At 65.1% G+C, this 19,800-nt stretch carries 19 protein-coding genes and 1 pseudogene; 14 read left to right on the forward strand and 6 right to left on the reverse strand.

The window, feature by feature from the left end:
- A pseudogene (locus VH499_RS24830) lies at nt 1–720 on the reverse strand (hypothetical protein); the annotation flags it as partial.
- Between the two features lie 65 nt (nt 721–785).
- On the opposite strand from VH499_RS24830, the gene VH499_RS24835 reads away from it, so the two are divergent.
- The gene (locus VH499_RS24835) at nt 786–1,388 is read left to right on the forward strand and encodes a helix-turn-helix domain-containing protein (RefSeq protein ID WP_332055459.1); all 603 of its coding nucleotides are present in this window, start codon (nt 786–788) and stop codon (nt 1,386–1,388) included.
- 8 nt (nt 1,389–1,396) lie between these two features.
- Here the strand turns inward: VH499_RS24835 and VH499_RS24840 are convergent, their stop codons facing one another.
- Nucleotides 1,397–2,368, reverse strand: coding sequence for a Bug family tripartite tricarboxylate transporter substrate binding protein (locus VH499_RS24840; RefSeq protein ID WP_332055460.1), 972 nt, complete (start codon nt 2,366–2,368; stop codon nt 1,397–1,399).
- 97 nt (nt 2,369–2,465) lie between these two features.
- On the opposite strand from VH499_RS24840, the gene gatB reads away from it, so the two are divergent.
- Complete coding sequence (gene gatB, locus VH499_RS24845; RefSeq protein WP_332055461.1) at nt 2,466–3,914, forward strand: Asp-tRNA(Asn)/Glu-tRNA(Gln) amidotransferase subunit GatB; 1,449 nt, start codon at nt 2,466–2,468, stop codon at nt 3,912–3,914.
- Here gatB and VH499_RS24850 read toward each other — a convergent pair.
- Together VH499_RS24850 and VH499_RS24855 are read right to left on the reverse strand one after the other, a co-directional pair.
- Nucleotides 3,880–5,766 (reverse strand): glycoside hydrolase family 15 protein, encoded by a 1,887-nt coding sequence (locus VH499_RS24850; RefSeq protein ID WP_332055462.1) that lies wholly within the window; start codon nt 5,764–5,766, stop codon nt 3,880–3,882. The genes gatB and VH499_RS24850 overlap by 35 nt on opposite strands.
- Entirely contained in the window at nt 5,763–6,818 is a 1,056-nt protein-coding gene (locus VH499_RS24855) for a glucose 1-dehydrogenase (RefSeq protein ID WP_332055463.1), read from the reverse strand. Before VH499_RS24855 ends, VH499_RS24850 begins: the two co-directional genes overlap by 4 nt.
- A gap of 82 nt (nt 6,819–6,900) precedes the next feature.
- Between VH499_RS24855 and VH499_RS24860 the strand changes: the two genes are divergently transcribed.
- Both VH499_RS24860 and VH499_RS24865 read left to right on the forward strand, forming a co-directional pair.
- Nucleotides 6,901–7,668, forward strand: coding sequence for an N-acyl homoserine lactonase family protein (locus VH499_RS24860; protein ID WP_332055464.1), 768 nt, complete (start codon nt 6,901–6,903; stop codon nt 7,666–7,668).
- Nucleotides 7,668–8,249 carry a GDSL-type esterase/lipase family protein gene (locus tag VH499_RS24865; RefSeq protein WP_332055465.1) on the forward strand — a complete coding sequence of 194 codons (582 nt, stop codon included), beginning with the start codon at nt 7,668–7,670 and terminating at the stop codon, nt 8,247–8,249. The genes VH499_RS24860 and VH499_RS24865 overlap by 1 nt, the downstream gene beginning before the upstream one ends.
- On the opposite strand, the gene VH499_RS24870 is transcribed toward VH499_RS24865, so the two are convergent.
- Together VH499_RS24870 and VH499_RS24875 are read right to left on the reverse strand one after the other, a co-directional pair.
- The gene (locus VH499_RS24870) at nt 8,233–8,985 is read right to left on the reverse strand and encodes a hypothetical protein (RefSeq protein WP_332055466.1); all 753 of its coding nucleotides are present in this window, start codon (nt 8,983–8,985) and stop codon (nt 8,233–8,235) included. The genes VH499_RS24865 and VH499_RS24870 overlap by 17 nt on opposite strands.
- Nucleotides 8,986–9,017: 32 nt before the next feature.
- The gene (locus VH499_RS24875) at nt 9,018–9,413 is read right to left on the reverse strand and encodes an SRPBCC family protein (RefSeq protein WP_332055467.1); all 396 of its coding nucleotides are present in this window, start codon (nt 9,411–9,413) and stop codon (nt 9,018–9,020) included.
- A 77-nt stretch (nt 9,414–9,490) separates the two neighbouring features.
- On the opposite strand from VH499_RS24875, the gene VH499_RS24880 reads away from it, so the two are divergent.
- The 10 genes from VH499_RS24880 to lon all read left to right on the forward strand — a co-directional run bounded on the left by VH499_RS24880 (nt 9,491) and on the right by lon (nt 19,687).
- Entirely contained in the window at nt 9,491–9,991 is a 501-nt protein-coding gene (locus VH499_RS24880; protein WP_332055468.1) for an ASCH domain-containing protein, read from the forward strand.
- A 123-nt stretch (nt 9,992–10,114) separates the two neighbouring features.
- A complete protein-coding gene (locus VH499_RS24885; RefSeq protein ID WP_332055469.1) occupies nt 10,115–10,987 on the forward strand; it encodes an N-acyl homoserine lactonase family protein in 873 nt (290 codons plus the stop codon).
- An 80-nt stretch (nt 10,988–11,067) separates the two neighbouring features.
- Nucleotides 11,068–11,739 (forward strand): ABC transporter ATP-binding protein, encoded by a 672-nt coding sequence (locus VH499_RS24890; RefSeq protein ID WP_332055470.1) that lies wholly within the window; start codon nt 11,068–11,070, stop codon nt 11,737–11,739.
- Nucleotides 11,736–12,437 carry an ABC transporter permease gene (locus VH499_RS24895; RefSeq protein WP_332055471.1) on the forward strand — a complete coding sequence of 234 codons (702 nt, stop codon included), beginning with the start codon at nt 11,736–11,738 and terminating at the stop codon, nt 12,435–12,437. Before VH499_RS24890 ends, VH499_RS24895 begins: the two co-directional genes overlap by 4 nt.
- On the forward strand, nt 12,434–13,930 hold the full coding sequence (locus VH499_RS24900) for a GldG family protein (RefSeq protein ID WP_332055472.1): 1,497 nt from the start codon (nt 12,434–12,436) through the stop codon (nt 13,928–13,930). Before VH499_RS24895 ends, VH499_RS24900 begins: the two co-directional genes overlap by 4 nt.
- Complete coding sequence (locus VH499_RS24905) at nt 13,909–14,463, forward strand: hypothetical protein (protein WP_332055473.1); 555 nt, start codon at nt 13,909–13,911, stop codon at nt 14,461–14,463. Before VH499_RS24900 ends, VH499_RS24905 begins: the two co-directional genes overlap by 22 nt.
- Nucleotides 14,460–15,509 (forward strand): HupE/UreJ family protein, encoded by a 1,050-nt coding sequence (locus tag VH499_RS24910; RefSeq protein WP_332055474.1) that lies wholly within the window; start codon nt 14,460–14,462, stop codon nt 15,507–15,509. Before VH499_RS24905 ends, VH499_RS24910 begins: the two co-directional genes overlap by 4 nt.
- Nucleotides 15,510–15,564: 55 nt before the next feature.
- Nucleotides 15,565–16,854: a serine hydrolase domain-containing protein gene (locus tag VH499_RS24915; RefSeq protein ID WP_332055475.1), complete on the forward strand. Its 1,290-nt coding sequence runs from the start codon at nt 15,565–15,567 to the stop codon at nt 16,852–16,854.
- 50 nt (nt 16,855–16,904) lie between these two features.
- The gene (locus tag VH499_RS24920; protein ID WP_332055476.1) at nt 16,905–17,330 is read left to right on the forward strand and encodes an Hsp20/alpha crystallin family protein; all 426 of its coding nucleotides are present in this window, start codon (nt 16,905–16,907) and stop codon (nt 17,328–17,330) included.
- A complete protein-coding gene (lon, locus tag VH499_RS24925) occupies nt 17,327–19,687 on the forward strand; it encodes an endopeptidase La (protein WP_332055477.1) in 2,361 nt (786 codons plus the stop codon). The genes VH499_RS24920 and lon overlap by 4 nt, the downstream gene beginning before the upstream one ends.
- The last annotated feature ends 113 nt before the right edge of the window (nt 19,688–19,800 follow it).

The raw sequence follows: 19,800 nt of genomic DNA on the forward strand, positions 1-19,800 counted from the left end.
GAGCGCCACGATCTGACGCGGCGAAATGCGATCGCCATCCGCCTCGACGGCGGCCAGCGCCGACAGGAGATCGTCCGCGGGCCTGCGCCGGCGCGCCGCCAGCAGGTCTCCGAGATAGGCCTGCAGCCCCTGGCGGGCGTCGGCAATAGTGATCTCGATCTCTGAATTGCGCAGGACCGTCGGATCGACGGAGCGCGCGATTCCGCGCGACCAGGCGGTGAAGGTAGCCTCGTCCTCGGGCGGAACGCCCAGCAGGGCGCAGATCACCCGTACCGGCAGAGGATAGGCGAAGGCCTCGATCAGGTCGACGATTCCGGATCGCAGCGCCAGACCCTCGACGAGCTCGGCGGCGATCGCCTTCGTCGTGGCGCGCAGCTCTTCGATGCGTCGCGGCGTGAAGGCGCGCGCCACGAGGCCGCGCAGGCGCGTGTGCTCGGGTGGATCCATGAACAGCAGGCTGCGCGTGCGATTGGGATCTTCCTGCATCCTCCCGGCCTCGGTTGCGGCATGCGATTCGTCGGTCGAGAGCTTGGGATGCCGCAGCAGGACCGTTACGTCCGCGTGGCCCAGCGCGAACCAGATCCTATCGGCCACGCGCAGCAGCGGCGACGGTCCGCGGAAGCGCTCATAGTGCGGGTAGGGATCCTCGCGGAAGGCAGGCGACATCGCCTCGAGGAAGAAGCGGTCGACGAGGCTGATCGCGGTGGTTGCATCGGACATGGGCTTCCTTACATTGTCGTTCGATACAGTTATGTATCGATTTGCAATGTGCTAAAGAGCCGCCCATGTCAAGGGTGCGCACGCGTCCGACGCGGGACGATACGAGGGAACGGCTGTTCGAGGCGGCAGCCCAGGTGTTCGAGGAGCGCGGCATCGGCGCGGCCAGCATCGAGACCATCGCCGCGGCGGCCGGGTTCACGCGCGGCGCCTTCTATTCGAACTTCGCCGGCAAGGACGACCTGATCGTGGCCATGCTGGAGGACCACGTCGAACGCTCGATCGCCCATCATCGCGAGCTCCTGGCACGGCATCGCACGGCGGACGATTTCGTGGCGGCCCTGCGTGCCACCGAGCGCAGCCGGCACGACCCGCTGGGACGCGCGCCGCTCCTGCATATGGAACTGGTCCTCTATGTCGCGCGGGCCGAGATGCGCCGCCCCGAGCTTGCCAAGCGCCTGCGCGCGCGGCGCAGGCTCGTCGCCGAGATCGTCACGGCGACAATGCAAGAGGCAGGGAGCCGCGGAGTGCGCGACCCTGCCTGGGCTGCCGCCATGCTGCTTGCGCTGGAGGACGGCTTTCGCCTCCACCGCCTGATCGACCCCGAGTCGACGCCCGCCGACAGCTTCTTCCGGGCGCTGAAAGACCTGCGGAAGCTGGCCGAAACCTGATTCTTCGGTCAGTCGCCCTTGATGTCGTTATCCTTGATGACCTTGAACCAGCGTTCCTGTTCGCTTTTCTGGTAGGCGGCGAACTCCTCCGGCAAACTGGTCAGGATCTCCATGTTGAACTGCTCGACGAACTTCTGCGTGATGTCGGCCGATCGCACGACCTTGGCGATCTCCGCATGCATGCGGTCGACGATCGGCCGTGGCGTGCCCGTCGGCGCATAGACGCCCCACCAGGAATACGAGGGAAAGGCCTTGATGCCCTGCTCGGCGAGCGTCGGCGTGTCGGGCAACGCGGGCGTCCGAGCCTCGCCGGTGACCGCGATCGCCCGTACCTTGTTGGCACGGATGTGAGGGCTGAGCGAGGCCAGGCTGCCGATGGCGATGTCGGTGACTCCGGCCAGGATGTCCTGATTGAGTGGCCCGCCGCCCTTGTAGGGGATCAGGTTGATGTCGACGTCGTTCTCCTTCTTGACGAGCGTCATCAGCACCAGCGCCTGGCTCGCGCCCAGCACGCCCATGCTGACCTTTCCCGGTCGCTTCTTCGCGTCCGCAACCGCCTCGGCGAAGCTCTTGTAAGGTCGGTCGGGATGGGTGGCGATCACCTGCGGCGTGCGCCCGATTTCCATGACGTTGAAGAGGTCGGAGTCCTTGTACGGCAGCCCCGGGGCGAAAGCCGGATTGAGGATATGGCTGTCGAAGGTGATCATCCAGGTCTGCCCGTCAGGCGCGGCTTTCGCGGTGATCGCCGAGCCCACCGCGCCCGTTCCGCCGGGCTTGTTCTCGACGATGACGTGCCAGCCTGTGGTCTCGATCAGCCTGGTCTGGATGATGCGGGCGACCGGGTCGGTCGATCCGCCGGGCGGGAAGGGGACGATGAACCTGATCGGCCCCTTGGGCCATTCGCCCTCGGCCCGGGCGGGTGCCGCGAAGGCGGCCGCTACGCATCCCGCCAGCATGCCGCGGCGGCGCACGATGATCATCGATTTCCTCCCTGTCTTGTTGGGCAAAAGCCTACTGCAGGGGCACGCCCATCGGAAAGCCTTGATCCCGCCCGGCGGCCAGCCCTATTAACCACCCATGTCGCTCATCAAAGGTGAAACCGGCGAGTGGGAGATCGTGCTGGGGCTGGAAGTGCATGCCCAGGTGATCTCGGACGCCAAACTCTTCTCCGGCGCTCCGACGGCGTTCGGCGGCGATCCCAACACACAGGTGTCGCTGGTCGACGCCGCCATGCCCGGCATGCTGCCGGTGATCAACGAGCATTGCGTCGAGCAGGCCGTGCGCACCGGGCTCGGCCTCAACGCCAGGATCAACCTGCGCTCTATATTCGACCGCAAGAACTACTTCTACGCCGACCTGCCGCCGGGCTATCAGATCTCCCAGTACAAGGACCCGATCGTCGGCGAGGGCGAGATCGAGATCGATCTCGAGGGCGGCAAGAGCCGCGCCGTCGGCATCGAGCGCCTGCATCTCGAGCAGGACGCCGCCAGAAGCCTGCACGACCAGCATCCCAGCCAGACCTACGTCGACCTCAACCGGTCGGGCGTGGCGCTGATGGAGATCGTGAGCAAGCCCGACATGCGCTCGGCCGACGAGGCCGCGGCTTATCTCACGAAGCTGCGCTCGATCGTGCGCTACCTCGGCACCTGCGACGGCAACATGGACGAGGGCTCCATGCGCTGCGATGTCAACGTGTCGGTGCGCAAACCCGGAGAGCCGCTCGGCACGCGCTGCGAAATCAAGAACGTGAACTCGATCCGGTTCGTCAAGCAGGCGATCGAGTACGAGGCGCGCCGTCAGGTGGAGGTGATCGAGGGTGGCGGCAAGATCGCGCAGGAGACGCGGCTGTTCGATCCGGCCCGCGGCGAGACGCGTTCGTTGCGGTCCAAGGAGGATGCCCACGACTACCGTTACTTCCCCGACCCCGACCTGCTGCCGCTGGTGTTGAAGCCGGAGTTCGTCGAGGGCATCAGGGCGAGCCTGCCCGAACTGCCGGACGCCAAGAAAATGCGTTTCATCGAGGCGTATGGTCTCACGGCCTACGATGCCGGAGTCCTGGTGGCGGAGAAGGAGACGGCCGAGTTCTTCGAGACGGTCGCCAAGGGCCGCGATGCCAGGGAGGCGGCGAAGCTGGTCACCGGCGACTTCTTCGCCATGCTCAATCGCCGCGGCGCGAGCATTGACCGGTCGCCGATCAGCGCCGCGCATCTCGGCAAGCTCCTCGACCTGCAGGCCGACGGCACGATCTCCGGGCGCATCGCCAAGGACCTGTTCGCGGCCATGGAGGAGACGGGCAAGGACCCGGCCGTTCTGGTCGAGGAGCGTGGGCTGAAGCAGATGACGGACGTAGGTGCCATCGAAGCGGCCATCAAGGCGGTGATCGACGGCAATCCAGACAAGGTCGCCGCTTACAAGGCCAAGCCCACCATGTTCGGCTGGTTCGTCGGCCAGGTGATGAAGGCGACGGGCGGAAAGGCCAACCCCAAGGTCGTCAACGAGGCGTTGAAGAAGGTTCTCGACGGCTGAGCCGCGGCGGCGCCGAGACCTTCTTGGCGTTTGGCTTTGCCTTGCCCTTCAGCCCGTGGTGGGCACCGGCGCGCTGCTCGGACGGCTTGTGGCTGCGCGTGAGGTTGAAGGCCGTGTTGATCAGAGCGATGTGGGAGAACGCTTGCGGGAAGTTGCCCTGCAGACGCTTTTCGTGCGGTTCATATTCTTCCGCCAGCAGGCCGAGATCGTTGCGGATCGACAGCAGCCTGTCGAAGAGTTTTTCCGCGTCGCGTTCGCGGCCGATCGAGATATAGGCATCGGCAAGCCAGAAACTACAGGCGAGGAACGCGCCTTCGCCAGGGGGCAGCCCGTCCTCTTCATCGTGCGTGTTGTAGCGTAGGACGAATCCGTCGCGCAGCAGATCCCGCTCGATGGCCTCGACGGTGCCGATGAAGCGCGGATCGTCGGCCTTGATGAAGCCTGTTTGCGCCATCAAGAGAAGGCTGGCATCGAGAAGGTTGCTCCCATAGGCCGAACGAAAGGTCTTGCGTCCCTTGTCGAATCCCTTGTCGCAGACTTCGGCATGGATCCGGTCGCGAATCGCGCACCAATCCTCGGGCGAGCCGTCGAGGCCGTATTTCTCCACGCTTTTGATGGCCCGGTCGAACACTACCCAGGCCATGACCTTGGAATAGACGAAATGTTGCGGCGGCCCGCGCGTTTCCCAGATGCCGCTGTCGGGCTTGTCCCAGATGTGGCCGACGTGATCGATGAGCGCCCGCTGCAACGCCCAACCTTCGCCGTTCGGGGCGAGGCCGCCCTTGCGTGCCTGCTCTGCGGCGTCCATCAATTCGCCATAGACGTCCAGCTGAAACTGTTCGTGGGCGGCGTTGCCGACTCGGACGGGTCGCGAGTTGGCGTAGCCTGGCAGCCACTCGACTTCCCACTCGGTCAGGCGCCGTTCGCCGCTCAGCCCATACATGATCTGCATCTCGTCGGGCGAACCGGCCACGGCGCGTTGCAGCCAGTCGCGCCAGGCAGCGGCCTCGTCGTAGATGCCGGCATTCATCATGGCGAGCAGCGTCAACGTCGTATCGCGCAACCAGCACAGCCGATAGTCCCAGTTGCGCTCGCTGCCGAACTGCTCGGGAAGTGAGGTCGTCGGCGCCGCGACGATGCCGCCTGTCGGCAGGTAGGTGAGGCCCTTCAGTGTGATTAGCGACCGCTTGATCGCCTCGCTGTAGGGGCCGTCCGCCTTGGTACGTGCTGTCCAGTCGCGCCAGAACTTCTCGCAATGCCTCAGGGCATAGTGTGCATCGACCGGCGGCGGTGTCTGTAGATGCGAGGGGCCGTAGTTGAGGACGAACGGTATCGACTGGCTCTTGCCCAGGACGAAGCGCGCCCGGGTCTTGAAATCCTTGTTCTCGAATGGGGCAGACGTATGTAGGGCGATCATGTCCGGGCCGGCAATCGCGTGCAGCATTCCTTCCTCCGGGCGGGTGACCCAGGGAGTGGTCGCGCCGTAGCCGAAGCGGATCACCAACTCCATCTCGACGGTGACCTCGCCCTGTTCGCAGGTAACGATGCGGACCAGGTCGGACGTGCTGTCGCCCGGTAGCATGAAGTCAGTCAGGACCATGCGACCGGTTTCGGTTTCAAACTCGGTCTCCAGGATAAGCGTATCGGGGCGATAGTGGCGCCGTGTCGACGTGATCGGCTGGCCGGGCGCGATCCGCCAGTACCCATGTTGAGGTCCGCCCAGAAGGGCGGCAAAGCAGGCATCGGAATCGAAACGGGGCCAGCAGAGCCAGTCGATGGACCCGTTCTTGCCGACAAGTGCCGCCGTCTGGCAATCGCCGATCATGCCGTAGCTTTCGATCGGCGCGCTCATGTGGCATCGGCCTCGAATTGCAGGATCACCTTGATGTCTTCGGGCCGGCGCTCGAATGCCTCGTGCCACTTTTCGAGCGGAACGCGGCGGGTGATCAGGCGGGACAGCCATTGCCGGTCCGCCTTCGCGAGCGCCGCGGCGCCGGCCTCGTAGTGTGCGCGATTGGCGTTGACCGAGCCGAAGGTGACCGTGTTGTTCAGCACGGCGCGGCGATTGAAGGTGCCGAAGTCGAAAGGCAGCGGATGACCGCTGCTCGATACGCCCGTCAGGCAGACGATGCCGTCGCTGCCGACGCGCTTCATCACATCGGCCAGTACGGGAAGCGCTCCGGTGCATTCGATGATGATGTCGGGGGCGAAGTCGTCCGCCAGAGTGCGGGCGTGATAGGTACCGCCGAGGTCGCGCACGAGATCCGGCTTCGGACCGGTGTCGGCAAGATCGAGGACATGGATTTCGAGATCGCGTTGACGGCCCATGAGCGCGGCAAGCAAGCCGACAGGTCCTGCGCCCGTAACCAGGACCGTCCTCGGCGACCAGCTCCTGGTGCGATGGCCGATACGATCGATATGGTCCCAGGCCTTGGCGAGGATGGTCGAAGGTTCGAGCAGCACACCCAGCATGCCAAGTGACGGATCGACCTTCACGGTGTAGTCCGGCGCGAGGCGGAAGCGCTCGGCGCCGTAGCCATCGACCGATTTGATGCCATGTTCTGTATAGAGGCCGTTGCGGCACATGTCCCATTCGCCGACGGCGCAGGAAGAACAGGGCACAGGATCAGGGCGTCGCACGATGCCGACCACGAGATCGCCTTCAGAGAAGCCGCAGCCCGCCGGCGCTTTCATGACACGGCCGAGCGATTCATGGCCGAGGATCAGCCGATCCTTGCCGGGCGGCGCCCAGCCGTAGGCACCGGAAATGATCTCGCGGTCGGTGCCGCAGACGCCGAGCGCGATCGCCTGGACCAGCAGCATGTCCGGCGCGGCTTGCGGTTCGGGCCGCTCATCGAGTTGAACTGAGGCCGGCGTTCCCGGCAGGACGGTAACAGCTTTCACGATCCGCATCCCGATCGGTGACAGACGCAGCAACGTCGCCTGGCTGCTTCGGTTCCTCTCGCAGTCCTGCTAGGCTGCCGTGATGACAGCGAAGCTCTATGCGATGACCTGCGGCCGTCTGGTCGGCCGGCTGAAGGACATGATCGAGGGCGAGGACGGTCAGGTGACTTTGCCGATCCCATCCTATCTCATCGAGCATGCCAAGGGGCGGGTGTTGTTCGACACGGGCATGCATCCCCAATGTCGCACCGACGCCGCAGCCCGTCTGGGCGAGCGGGTCGCGAAGATCTTTGGGTTCGAGCACTATGGACCTCAGGACGATATCGTCTCGCGCCTCGAATCCATCGATCGCGATCCCGGCAAGGTCGACTACATCGTCAACTCCCATCTCCACTTCGATCATGTCGGGGGCAACGAGCTGGTTCCCAACGCGACGATGGTGGTGCAGAAGCGCGAATGGCAGGCGGCGAACGATTCCGAGCTCGCCGCCAAGGTCGGCTTCTACAAGGTGGACTTCGACCATGGCCATCCGGTGAAGGAGGTCGATGGCGAGCATGATCTGTTCGGCGACGGCAGTGTCGTCTGCATCCCCACTTACGGCCACACGCCAGGCCATCAGTCCCTGAAGGTCCGCACCGACAAGGGCGAGATCGTGCTGACCGGCGATGCCTGCTATTTCTGCCGCACCTTGCGCGAGCGGCGCCTTCCGCGCTTCGTCTTCGACCGCGAGGCAATGCTGGCATCGCTCGACCGTCTCGAGGCGCTCGAAAAAAGCGGGGCCAAGCTGTTTTTCGGCCACGATCCCGACTTCTGGAACGGTGTGCCGCAGGCACCGGCTCCCGCCTTTTGATGCGTATCTGCTTCGTCGGCGACAGCATGGTCAATGGCACGGGCGATCCGGCCTATCTCGGCTGGGTTGGCCGCGTGCTGCAGGACGAGCGCAGGCGAGGAATCGAGCTCACCGGCTACAATCTCGGCGTCCGCCGCGATCGATCCGACCAGATTCGTGCCCGCTGGCGCGCCGAGGTCGAGGCAAGGCTGCCGGCCGAGTTCGAGGGCCGCGTGGTCTTCTCGTTCGGCGCCAATGATGCAGTGCAGGAGATCCCGAGCGCAGCGACGCTCGGTCACGCCGAAGCCATTCTGGCGGAAGCCAGGGCCTGTTGGCCGGTCTTCATGGTCGGTGTCGTGCCGATCGAAACCCAAGGCGCGCGCGGACGCTGCGGAGCTCTGGATCGCGCCTTCGCTTCCCTCTGCGATCGGCTCGGCGTGCCGTTTGTTTCCGTCTTCGACGGGCTGATGGCGACGCCCGTCTGGCGCGACGAAGTGCGGGCAGGCGACGGCGCCCATCCCGCCGCGGGCGGCTACAATCGCATGGCCGAGATCGTCCTGGCGAGCAGCGCCTGGCAGCGTTGGATCAGGTCTGCGGCATGAACTCGATGGTCAAGCCGCCGGCCTGTTCGGGGGCGACGAGGATGCGGCCGCCGTCACCGGACGAGAAGCTCACGTTGTTGGCCGCGAGAAGAGCCTGAAGCGGCCGCGGCCGTTCGATCGCGATGGCGATGCCGACGACAGCCGGCAATTCCTGCGGCGCCATCGCCTCGATCGCCTTGTATTCGAGCTGCCATGCGGCGGCCGACCAGATCAGGAGCTCCACGGCGCCCGTCCTCACCACCACGCAGCCGTCGAAGATTTCTTCGCTTTCGGCCTTCCACAACCCTTTGAGGGTCCTCGCCAACCCGGCGGGATCGTCAGCGACGGCATGAACCGCGACCAAGCCCAACGCGCCGTTGGGATGAACGATCCACTCCGGCTCCATGAAGGCATCCGGCGTCTCGTGCTTCACGGGGAACCACGGCAGCGGATCGCTCTCGCCTTCGCCGACAATGACTTTCGCCTCGACCTCGTAACCGTCCTCGGTTTCCCAAACGTGGATGGATTCCTCGTGCTGAAGCTCCGCAACGTTCATCGCAAGCGCGATCCGTGGCTCGCCCTCGAGCAACTCGATGTAGTTCGGGATATCGTCTCGACTGGGATGGAAGCACAGGCAGCGCGGCTCGATTCCCTCCGGCGTCATGTTGAAGCCGAGCTGGTGCCAGCGGGCCGCAAGCGCATCGGGTGCGGTTGCCGTAATGCTGAGATGGTCGATATCTCGTGCCGAGACTTTCATCGCGGCGTCATACAGACTCCGTGCCCTTGCGCTCAAGCCGCTTCGAGCGCCTTTTTCATGAAGTCTGTGGCACGATCCATCATCCCGCCGATTGCGGGGGCGAGTTCGTTCGGCAGCAGGTCGATCGTCCAGACGATGCGACTGCGGTCTTCGTCTTCCGGGAAGACCTGGACCGCGGCGTTGTAGTGGCTGGCCCGGCCTTCGACGACCGAATAGACCAGCCGGCAGGCTTCCTCCTCGATGGTGACCAGCCGCTCGCGCGCAGCGAGGCCGTTAAAGAACGTGACGATCCGGTCGCCGTCTTCCATCCGGAGGGAGGTCAGGAAGCCTGGAGCCACCCGTCGATGCACGGCTTCGAAGTCCCGCACTGCTTGCCACACAGTGGCTGCCGGCGCGTCGATTGCGATTTGTTTGCGAAGGGTTGCCATGACCGCTCCTTGATTTGCCGGTCGATCTGGGCGAAGCGGACGGCATCGGTCTGGCGATTTTCGGACATGGTCGTCTGATGGACAAACCTTGCAGCCCCGACACGGTGGCCTTCTGGGAGAACTACTGTCGCGCACGCAACGTGCCGCAACAGCGTTTTGACGTCTGCCGAATGGGAAGCGATCCGGATATGGCGGACGAACTCCTTGCCCTCATTCTAAGAGGGCCCAAGCGGGCAACGGCCTGCCTGTTGCGTGACGTCGAAGCCGGCGCCGAGACGATGGCGCGGATCGACGGCCATGTCGTCGTCCTCGACGGCCACGACCGTGCGCGCGCCATCTGGCGCACCAGGACGGTCGAGGTGAAGCCCCTGAACGAGGTCGACGAGGCGTTCGCCTGGGACGAAGGCGAGGGCGAGCGCACGCGCGAGGACTGGTTGGCGATGCACAAGCAGTACTTCGCGGCCCGGGCCGTCCGTGAGGGTTTCGCCTTCGACGACACGATGCTTGCGATATTCGAGCGCTTTACGCTGGTCTGGCCCGTGGGCGCTGCCGACCCCGAGGAGGCGAAGGGACGGTAGACGGTACCGGCTTCAGGACCACTGCAGGCCAGGCAAGGGTCTGATCTGCTTCCAGATGGCTTGACGAGGCCTCGATGTCGCGCGACGCTTCGTCACACAACCGGAGGGACAGGAGGGGCGTCCATGGATACTCGATTCCTGCGTTGCCTGAGTGGTCTCGCGTGCTTCCTCGGCTTGATCTGGGCGTCGATTGCACCGGCGTCGGCCCAGGAAGGTCCCAAGCTCTACGTGTTCACCTCGGGCTCGCTCGGCGGGTTCCCCAAGGCCGCACTGCAGATTGGTGGACAAGGGACCATCGATTGGGCGCCGGTCAGCTTCTACATCATCAAGCATCCCAAGGGTGTGGTGATGTTCGACACCGGCAACAACGACAAGACCATCACCGATCCCGACGGATGGTGGGGTCCCCTGGCCAAGGGCTTCGGCCTGAAGATGACCAAGGACGATGCCATTCCGGTGCAGCTCGCCAAGATCGGACTCAAGCCTGACGACGTGAAATACGTCGCGGTCGGCCATTTGCATCTCGATCACGGCGGCAATGTCGGCCAGTTCAAGAATTCGACGCTGATCGCGCAGGACGACGAGTTCAAGGCAGCATGGTGGCCCGACGTCGGCTTTTCCATCTACTACATTCCCGGCGACTTCGCCGAGACCAAGAACATGAAGACGATCCGCCTCAACGGCGACTTCGACCTGTTCGATGACGGTACGGTCCGCCTGATCCGGGCGCCGGGGCACACGCCGGGAAGCCAGTTCATGATCGTCAAGCTGCCCAAGACCGGCAGCATGATTCTGACCAGCGACTGCGTCTATATGACGGAGAGCCTGGACAAGAACCTGATCCCGCCGATTCCCGGCACGTGGAGTCCCAAGGACGCGTACGAGAGCTACGCCAAGATCCGCCACTACCGCGACGTGGACAATGCCAAGCTCCTTATCGGTCACGATCCGGAGCTGTTCAAGGCGGCCAAGAAGGCACCGGAATTCTACGACTGAAGGTGTCGGCGACACCTCAGGTTCATTCCGCTCCTCCCCGAACCGGGGAGGAGAAGGCGAGTGCGGTCGTCGTGCGAGGCGTGAGCAAGCGCTACGGTTCGACACTGGCCCTCGACACCCTCGATCTCGACATCCATTCGGGTGAAGTCTTCGGCCTGCTGGGGCCCAACGGCTCCGGCAAGACGACGTTCATTCGTCTGCTCAGCGGCTATCTGCTGCCCACGGAAGGTCGGCTCGAGATTTGCGGCTGCGACGCCGTCGTGCAATCGCAGGAGGCGCGACGGTTGATCGGCTATGTTCCCGAGGCAGCGCCGCTCTACAGCTACATGCGGGTACGCGAGTTCCTGAGCTTCATGGCGCGACTGCGGGGGATTACCGGACGTGCCGTCGCCGACGCGGTCGACCGGGTGATTGCGGCCCTGGCATTGCAGGCGGTCGCCGATCGCCCTGCGCGCACGCTGTCGCGCGGCTATCGCCAGCGCACGGCGATTGCCCAGGCGCTGGTCCACGATCCGGCGCTGCTCATTCTCGATGAGCCGGCCAACGGCCTCGATCCGCGTCAGATCATCGAGATCCGTTCGCTGATCCGTGGCCTCGCCGGTCGTCACACGGTGCTGATGAGTTCGCACGTGTTGGGCGAGGTGGCCCGCACGGCCGACCGGGTCGGAGTGTTGCTGGATGGCCGACTGCGCGGTGTGCGCGCAATGGCCGACACACCGGACCTCGAAGCCTGGTTCCTGTCGCTGGCATGAGAACCCTGGGTGTTCTGTTGCGCAAGGAGCTGCTGGCGACCTTCGGCTCGCCGGTCGGCTACACCGTGGCTGCCGTCTTCCTGCTGGTGCTGGGATATACGTTCAGCCTGACGCTGTTTGCGACCAAGGTCGCCAACCTCATCTACATCTTCCACCAGATGTACGTGCTGACCATCCTCCTCGTGCCCGCGCTCACCATGCGGGCCTTCGCCGAGGAGCGACGTCACGACACGCTCGAGCTCCTGCTCACGGCGCCGATCGGCGAGGTCTGGATCGTGCTGGCGAAATTCCTGGCCGTGTTCGCCCTGGTGCTCGGCATGTATCTCGGTGCGATCGTCTATGCCATCGTGCTCGACGCGCACGGAGCTCCGGACTGGGGACCGATCGCGAGCGGCTATCTCGCGATCGTCTGCCATGCCACGCTGATCGTCGCCATCGGCCTGCTGATGTCGAGCCTGACCGAGAACCAGGTGGTCGCGGCGGCATTGACTCTGGGCGCCGCCCTGATGCTGTGGTTTGCCGATTCGGTGTCGTATCTGCTGCCGCCGCCGTTCGACGTCCTGGCGATCAATCTGTCCTTGATCGGCCATTTCCGGCCGATGGTGACGGGGTCGGTTTTCGTTTCCGACATCTGCTATTTCGTGACGCTGGCGCTGCTCGCGCTGTTCCTCACCACGCGTCGTTTGGCCGAGCGATGAGCGGCGAGCAGTCCAATTGGCTGGACGGCCTCTGGTTCGCAGCCTGCATCGCCGCGCTGGTGGTGATGTTCGCGGCTGCGCTTCGCTTGCGCGTCTATGGCGCGGGATGGCGGCGCTGGACGTTGCGGCTGGGGGTGATTGCCCTGGCTGTAGGCGCGACGGTCGCCGCCAATGTCGCCATCTACCGTCACGACGCGCATCTCGATTTCACGCGCGAGGAAGCCTTCACCCCCTCGCGCGAGGCCGCCGACATCGTGCGGTCGCTGCAGGAACCGGTGCAGATCGTCTACTTCTATCAGAAGGAGAACGCTGCCGGCCGCGCCGCCATCACCATGTTGGAACTGCTCGCGCACCTCAATCCGCAGCTGTCCGTCGAAGCGGTGGACATCGACCGCAATCCCGGCCGTGCCGGCGCGTTTGGCGTGCAGCTCTACAATACCGCGGTCGTCATGACGGCCACTCATCGCCTTCAGGTGGTGACGACCGACGACCGCGAAATCGCGCTCGGCATCCTGCGTGCTTTGCGTCGCCGCCAGCCGGTCGTGTGTTTTGCCACGGGCCATGGCGAGTACGACATCGACAACTTCGAGTTCCACACCCACTTCGAGGGCAGCCATGCGCACAGCCACAACAGCGAGGGCATGTCGCTGGTCCAGATGCAGCAGCATGGCCTCGGCCGGCTGCGAAGGGCGATCGAGAAGCTTGGGCTCGAGCCGCGCAAGGCCGAGCTGCGTCCGGGCCAGCCACTGCCCAGGGATTGCGCGGCCCTGATCGACGCCAATCCGCGCACGCCGCATATTCCCGCCGAAGCGGATGTGTTGCGCCGCTATCTCGAGCAGGGCGGCAGCTATATGCTGCTGGTCGAACCGGATTTTGCAATCGAGCCGCGCATGGCCGCGGTGCTGGTCGATGCGGGCGCACGCGTCGACGAGGGCGTCATCGTCGACCCGATCGAGCACTATTTCACCGACGAGCAGATGATCGCGATCACGCATTACGCGAACCATCCAGTGACGCGAGCGCAGGCCCTGTCGTTTTATCCGGGCGCGCGGCCGGTCGAGCCGGCACCGCGCGACGGCGTGAAAGCGGTGGTTCTGTTCGCCAGCAGCGCCAAGAGCTACGTCGCACTCGATCGCCTGCGCTATCGCGAGGAAGCGGCGACTGAGCAGAAGCGCGCCTATCCGCTTGCCGTCGCCGCGGAGGGGCGGATGTCTCCGGCAGCGCGGCCGTACCGGATGATTGTCGTGGGCGATGCGGATTTTGCCAGCAATTCGTTCTTTCCCTATCTCGCCAACGCGGACATCGTTCTGGCCGGCATCTCCTGGCTGCTTCACGAGGAGCGCCTGCCGACATTGAAGCCGCCGGTCGAGGTATTGCCGCTGGTGACGCTGACCAATGCCGAGGTGCGCTGGATCTTCATCCTGACGGTTATTCTGCTGCCCGGCCTCGTGGCGTGTGCCGGATTGGGTGTGTGGCTGTGGCGCCGTCGCTGATGCAGCGTTTCGCCTGGCCGCTGGCCGCGGCGGCGGCGCTCCTCTTCATGGTCGGGCTCGCACTGTCCGGCAAGCGGCCCGACGCCGGCCTGGCGCCATTCAAGGCGGCCGGCTTGCTGGCGGCTTTTGCGCCGGAAGACGCACGCGAAGTCGAAGTTGCTACAGGCGGAGCGACATGGCGCTTTCGGCGGGACGACGGTTGGCAGGCGATCGCGGCGCCGCGGCCGGTGCCGCCCGACCTCACCCGGCGCATCGATGCCGCGCTGCGACTGCTGCGCAATGCCGGTCCGTTGCGCGTGCTGACGCCCGATGAAGTCGGACAGGTGCCGGCCTCGGAATACGCTCTGGGATCCGACAGTCTGCGTGTCGAGGTGCGCTCCTCCGCCGGAGCGTCCTTCCAAATCCAGTTCGGTGGCCGCAATCCATTGGGCGTGGCACGCTATGTGCGCGTCCAGGGAGTCGATGGCCTGCCGATGCTGCCGACCTATGTGGCGGAAGCCTGGGAGCAGGTGATCGGAGAGCGACAGGAATGAGACGATTTCTGCTCGTCCTGCTATTCGCGTTGGCGGGCGCTTCGCACGTCGAGGGACATGTCACCAGCACCGGCCTCGCGGTGCTGGAGGCCAATGATGGGCGCTTGTCGTATCGCCTGACACTGGTTGCGACCGAGCAGGACGAAGAGATGGGACGGACGCTGCTCGCGGCTGCCGACGGCGATCCGGCCGCAGCGACGCGTGTCGCGCAGGCCATGCGCGAGCACGCCCGGTTCTCGATCGCCGGTAACGCTTGCGTGCCGGAACGCATCACCGTCCAAGGTTCGCGTGCCGGCGACGGCAAGGTGATGCTGGAGATGGCGCTTGCCTGTCCGAAGCCCGCCGGCACGCTTGCCATTCGCGACGATTGGCCGGCGATCCTCGGCGGTCATTTCCAGACCGTGATGAGCGTGCACATACCAGGGCAGCTTTCGGTGGAATTCGCTTTTGGCGCCGATCGGCGCGAGGCGACGGTAGAGTTGTCGGGACCGACGGCGACCGGATGGCTGAGCTTCATCGCCATGGGAGCCGAACACATCCTGAGCGGGCCCGATCACCTGCTGTTCCTGCTGGCACTTCTGGCGCTGACGCGCGGCTTCTGGCCGATCGCCAAGATCGTCACGGGATTCACTATCGCCCATACCATCACATTGAGTCTCGCGGCGCTCGGCGTCGTCGACGTGCCGTCGCGCGTGGTCGAGCCGCTGATCGCCGCCACGATCATCTGGGTGGCGCTTGAAAACCTCGTGGCCCCGGCGCGCACGGCGCAGCGCTGGCTGATTGCGGTTGTGTTCGGGCTCGTGCATGGGCTCGGCTTTGCGAGTGCCCTGACCGAGCTTGGCTTGCCGAGGGCGGCCATGGTCCGCGCGCTCATCGGCTTCAATGTCGGCGTCGAGCTGGGGCAGCTCGCCTTCGTCGCTGCCGTCATGCCGGCGGTAGTCTGGTTGGCGAAACCGGGACGCATCGCGCGACTGCCGCAAGTCCTGTCGCTGGCGGTGGCGGCCGCCGGCGCCTTCTGGCTGGTGGAACGACTCCTTTTTGCCTGACTGTGGACGGCCATCGATGCTTTGATGCGCCGAATATCAGGGGGAAGGAGTTTGCATGTCAGTGGTTCGCGTTCTCGGTCTGGCGGCGCTCGCGCTCGGCATCGCCGTGCCGGCGGTGGGGCAGGGCATCCCCAAGGCGCAGTCGCCGGAGGAGGTCGGCTTCTCCTCGGTACGGCTCAAGCGGCTGTCCGACCGCATCAACGAGGACGTGAAGGACGGCAAGATCCCGGGCGCCGTCGTGCTGATCGCGCGCAACGGCAGGATCGTCATGTTCGACGCTTTCGGCTATCGCGACCGCGAAGCCAAGGCGCCAATGCAGACCGACTCGATCTTCCGCGTCGCCTCCATGAGCAAGCCGATCACTTCCGTGGCCGCCATGACGCTGGTCGAGGAAGGCAAGATGTCGCTCGCCGACCCGGTGGCGAAATACATTCCTGCCTTTGGCGAGACCAGGGTCTCAGTGGCCAGGACCAATCCGGACGGCACGGTCCAGATGGGTCTCGAACCGCAGGAGCGGCCGATGACGATCCAGGATCTCATGCGCCATACATCGGGCCTGACCTACGGCGCTATCGGCGCCAATGCCGTCAAGCAATCCTACTACGACATGAAGGTAATGGACGCCGATCAGACCAATGCCGAAATGGCGGCGAAGCTGGCCAAGCTTGCGCTGCTCTATCAGCCCGGCACACACTGGGAATATTCCATGTCCACCGACGTGCTGGGCCGGGTGATCGAGGTCGTCTCCGGCAGGCCGCTCGACAAGTTCATCGAGGAGCGGATCGCCAAGCCGTTGAAGCTTGGCGACACCGGCTTCGATGTTTCGCCGGACAAGAAGGGGCGAGGCGCGCATCCCCAGAAGGAAGGACCGAGGAATGAGGCGCCGCCGATCCCCGATGTGACCTACCGGTCGACCTGGAAGTCCGGCGGCGCCGGCATGGTCTCGACCGCCGCCGACTATGCCCGCTTCCTGCAAATGTTCGCCAACGGCGGGGAATTGGACGGCGTGCGCATCATCTCGCGCAAGACCATCGATCTCATGACGGCGGACAACCTTCCGCCGGACATCAAGATGGGCGATGACATGTGGCGGCTGGGGCCGCTCGAGCCCAGCCCGCGAATGGGGCAGGGCTTTGGCCTGGGCTTCGCCGTCCGGACCGAGCAGGGCCGCAATCCCCTGCCAGGCTCGCCCTATGACTATCATTGGGGAGGAGTTTGGGGCACCTACTTCTGGCACGACCCGCGTGAGCATCTCTACGTCGTGCTCATGATGCAGGCGCCGGCGGCGAGCGAGCAGTATCACTCGATGCTGCGCGATCTCGTCTATCAGGCGTTGGTGAACTAAATCGAGGAGGAGGGGATGCAGCGATCAAAGTGCTCCCCATATAGCCGCTGATGACCAACGAGGATTCCCGCAACTGGATGTGGTCCGAAGCGCTGCAGATGCTGGCGCGGGCCGAGCAGCTGCACCGCCAGGTCTTCAGCCCTCCTGCCGCGGTCCGCCGCAGCGGGCCGGCCTGGGAGCCGCCGACGGACGTCCTCGAGACGGACGATTCCGTTCTGATTCTCGTCGCGCTTCCGGGAGTGGATCCGCAGCAGGTCCAGGTTGCCATTCAGAATGGCGTTCTGGCGATTGCCGGCGAACGCCTCCTGCCACCGCAGCTCAGGATCGCACGCATTCATCGCCTTGAATTGCCGCAGGGCCGGTTCGAGAGACGAGTCCCGCTGCCGGCGGGCCGATACGAGACGCCGCGGACAGGGGTGCTCAACGGTTGTCTTGTGATCGAGTTGCCCAAGGCCGGGCGAAAGGCCGCGCCATGACTGCGCCGCCGGATGTGAATAGCGACGCCGACCAGAACGTCCGGCGCCCGGTGCCGGCGGATGCGCTCATCGTCGTGCCGATGCGCAACATGGTGCTGTTTCCGGAGGTCGTGCTGCCCGTCACCGTGGGTCGGGCGTCGTCCGTCGCGGCGATCCAGCAGGCGGTGCGCGAGCAGCGCCAGATCCTCCTCGTGCTGCAACGCGACCCGCAGAACAATCAGCCCGGAACCGACGACCTCCATCGTGTGGGCACGGTCGCCAACATCCTGCGCTACGTGACGAGTCCGGAGGGCGGGCATCATCTGGTTTGCCAGGGAGTCCAGCGCTTCCGGATCGGCGAATTCGTCGAGGGGTATCCGTTCCTTCTCGCCAAGGGCGTGCATCTCGTCGAGCCGGCGACGACCGGATCCGAGGTCGAGGCCCGGTTCCTCGTGCTGCGCGATCAGGTCCGCGAGGTGTTCGATCTTCTGCCGCAGGCTCCCGCCGAGCTACGGCAGACGGTTGAGGCCACGACTTCGCCAGGTCTGATGGCCGACCTCGCCGCCACCTATCTCGACGTCGAGCCGGCGGAGAAGCAGGGTCTGCTCGAAACGGTCGACCTCGTGCCGCGGCTCGACCGCGTATCCAAGCTGCTGGCCCATCGGCTCGAGGTGCTGCGTCTGTCGGCCGAAATCGGCAAGCAGACCAAGGCCTCGCTCGATACCCGTCAGCGCGAGGTGCTGCTGCGCGAACAGATGGCCGCCATCCAGCGCGAGCTCGGCGAGGAAGGCTCCAACAAACAGGAACTGGCCGATCTCGAGAAGGCGATCGGGGCGGCTAAAATGCCGGCCGACGTCGAGGCCGTGGCACGCAAGGAGCTGCGCCGGCTGCAGCGCACGCCGGAGGCGGCCGGCGAATACGGCATGATCCGCACTTATCTCGATATCCTGGTCGAGTTGCCCTGGGCGCCGCCGGAATCGAAGGACATCGATATCGTCGAGGCGCGCCGCATTCTCGATGCCGATCATTTCGGCCTCGAGAAGATCAAGCAGCGCATCGTCGAATACCTTGCGGTACGCAAGCTGGCCCCCGGGGGCAAGGCCCCTATCCTGTGCTTCGTCGGCCCGCCGGGCGTGGGCAAGACCTCGCTCGGCCAGTCGATCGCCCGGGCCATGGGGCGGAAGTTCGTCCGCGTCAGCCTGGGCGGCGTGCACGACGAGGCCGAGATCCGCGGTCATCGCCGGACCTACGTTGGCGCCATGCCCGGCAACATCATTCAGAGCATCCGCAAGGCGGGGGCGCGCGACTGCGTGATGATGCTAGACGAGATCGACAAGATGGGCGCCGGGATCCATGGCGATCCATCGGCGGCAATGCTCGAGGTCCTCGATCCGGAGCAGAACAGCACGTTCCGCGACAACTATCTCGACGTGCCGTTCGACCTGAGCCGCGTGATCTTCATCACCACCGCGAACATGCTCGAAACGATTCCCGGACCTTTGCGTGATCGCATGGAGATCATCTCGCTGTCGAGCTACACGGCCGGTGAAAAACTGCAGATCGCCAAGCGCTATCTCGTGCGCCGCCAGCTCGAAGCCAACGGCCTGAGGCCGGAGCAGGTGGAGATCGAGGATGCCGCGCTAAACCGCATCATCGAGAGCTATACGCGCGAAGCCGGGGTCCGCAGCCTCGAGCGCGAGATCGGGCGCGTTCTGCGTCACATTGCGGTCGAGGTTGCCGAAGGCGCGACCGGACCGAAGCACGTCGATGTCGCGATGGTCGAGAGAATCCTCGGCGCGCCGCGCTTCGAGAATGAAGTCGCCATGCGTTCGACCGTCCCCGGCGTGGCCACCGGTCTTGCCTGGACGCCTGTTGGCGGCGACATCCTCTTCATCGAGGCAACCCGCACACCCGGCGGTGGCAAGCTGATGCTCACCGGGCAGCTTGGCGAGGTCATGCGGGAGAGCGCGCAGGCGGCGCTCAGCCTGCTCAAGAGCATGGCGATTCCACTCAGGATAGATGCGGCGAGCTTCGACAAGAGCGACATTCACGTCCACGTGCCCGCAGGCGCGACGCCCAAGGATGGGCCGAGCGCCGGTGTCGCGATGTTCGTTGCGCTCGCCTCGCTGCTCATGGGCCGAACCGTGCGAAGCGATACGGCGATGACCGGCGAGATCAGCCTCCGCGGACTCGTCCTGCCGGTCGGCGGTATCAAGGAGAAGGTCGTCGCCGCGGCGGCCGCGGGAATCAGGCGCGTCATGCTGCCCGCGCGGAACAAGCGCGACTACGACGACATCCCCGAGGAAGTGCGCAAGTCGCTCGAGTTCATCTGGCTCGATCGCGTCGACGACGCCATCGCGCAGGCCTTGCAGGCTTAGGCGACTTCCGCACACCTGGCCGCTACCATTGCAGCGACGCAGTAAAGCCCAGCGCATGTGAGGCGCTCCGCCGCGGGCTCCCAGGCGTACAAAGCGCCCAGTTGCAATCGTAG

The sequence above is a fragment of the Reyranella sp. genome, from assembly GCF_036558665.1.
Classification (GTDB): domain Bacteria; phylum Pseudomonadota; class Alphaproteobacteria; order Reyranellales; family Reyranellaceae; genus Reyranella.